The sequence below is a fragment of the Komagataeibacter ossonobensis genome, assembly GCF_057359305.1.
Genome location: NZ_JBXAYQ010000110.1, coordinates 1 through 1,487 on the forward strand (window position 1 = coordinate 1; position 1,487 = coordinate 1,487).

At 63.0% G+C, this 1,487-nt stretch carries 3 protein-coding genes; all 3 read right to left on the reverse strand.

Annotated elements, in window-relative coordinates; translation table 11 throughout:
- A partial coding sequence (locus AC1RQ9_RS18840; protein ID WP_485988116.1) for an ArsR/SmtB family transcription factor occupies positions 1-339 on the reverse strand: 339 nt, incomplete at its 3' end.
- A 368-nt stretch (positions 340-707) separates the two neighbouring features.
- Entirely contained in the window at positions 708-1,085 is a 378-nt protein-coding gene (locus AC1RQ9_RS18845) for a copper oxidase (RefSeq protein ID WP_254512009.1), read from the reverse strand.
- Positions 1,012-1,365 carry a multicopper oxidase domain-containing protein gene (locus AC1RQ9_RS18850; RefSeq protein ID WP_254512007.1) on the reverse strand — a complete coding sequence of 118 codons (354 nt, stop codon included), beginning with the start codon at positions 1,363-1,365 and terminating at the stop codon, positions 1,012-1,014. Before AC1RQ9_RS18850 ends, AC1RQ9_RS18845 begins: the two co-directional genes overlap by 74 nt.
- Positions 1,366-1,487 lie beyond the last annotated feature (122 nt).

Below are 1,487 nucleotides of genomic sequence, written 5' to 3' on the forward strand. Positions count from 1 at the left end.
GGGGGACGGACAGCAGGAGGACAGGGTCGCGATCAGGGGCGCACAGAGTTCGGGACTGCCCGCACAGCAGTCCCTGACGAGGAAGAGCATCAGGTCCTGCAGGCGAGCAAGACAGGCGCGATAGACGATCTGCCGACTGTGGCGTTGCGCGCTCAGCAGGCCGGCACGTGTCAGGATCGCGAGGTGGGTCGAGATCGTGTTCTGCGGCATATCAAGATGGCGAGCGACATCTCCGGCGGGCAGGCCGTCCGGTTCATGGCGCACAAGCAGGCGGAAGATAGCCAGCCGCGTGGACTGGGACAGGGCGCTGAGCGCGGCAAGGGCCGATTCCATATCCATATATCTTTGATTGTGGATATATAAAATAATGTCAATCCCTGTCCTGGCGCGGGGGGGGGGGGCGTACGTTCATGCATAAGCCATGAGAGCCTGTGTTCCTTACCCTGCTTGCCGATGGAGGCACCATGATAGATCGATTTCCGGCCGCCATCCTGTCAGCCTGCCTGATCCTGACCAGTGCGACGGCCCGTGCGGATCCGCCATGGGGGCATGGCGGTCATGACCGTCGTGGCAGTGGCGGGGCCGTGACTGGCGGCGCTACCATGGCCTGTGGGCACCGCCATCAGGCTATTACTGGATGCAGTCCGGAGCGCAGTACCTGCTTGTGGCGGCGGTAACCGGACTGATCGCGGGCGTGGTTGCTGCCACTACAGGCGTGGCGATCCCTGTACCGGTCGTGCCGGTCGTGCCTGCTTACCCGACGGCGCCCTATCCGGCAGCACCAGCTTATACGCCACCTTATTGAATGGGCCGTTGATCGTGAATGACCTGTAGCCGACCTCGAACCCCTTCGTCCCTTGCGTGGCGACCGCGTCGGCGCCCTTTCCCAGCCGCTGGAGTTCGGCTACCGGGTCGCCCGCAAGCGCACCCACCGCCATGTCGCCGCCACGGCTGAAGAATGGCGCGAATTCCTTCAGCACAAGGAATATCTCGCGGTCATGGGCGCCAGGATTATCCTTCGGCTCGATATAGACCAGCCCGACCTGCCCGGTATAGGTACCACGGTTGAGATCGCCCCCGGCCATGCCAATGCACCAGTTCCGGCGTATCGGTATCATTGAAGATGTCGATCACGCTGAGCCTGCCTTCCTCAAGCCGCAGCAGGGGGCCGGGAAACTGGCCATTATAAAGCGTGGTTGACATGATGCGCCCGGGGGCAAGTTCGACCTGTCCCGTGGCGATCCGCAGCGTATGGTCCGCTTTTCCACCCATGACGGGGCCAGCGCCACGGCCCCGGCGCGGGATCATGGTCGCCGGCGTCGTTCGTCCGGACAATGCCAGAAAGGAACGGCGATCCAGCATCATGGTAATATCCGATTATGGGCAAACAGGCAGGGTTCCCAACGCCTACAGCGTTGGCCGGTTTCATCGGGCTGGCGCGGGGGCAGGCCGTCCTGTCGCCGGGACCTGTCCATAAATGGACCGTA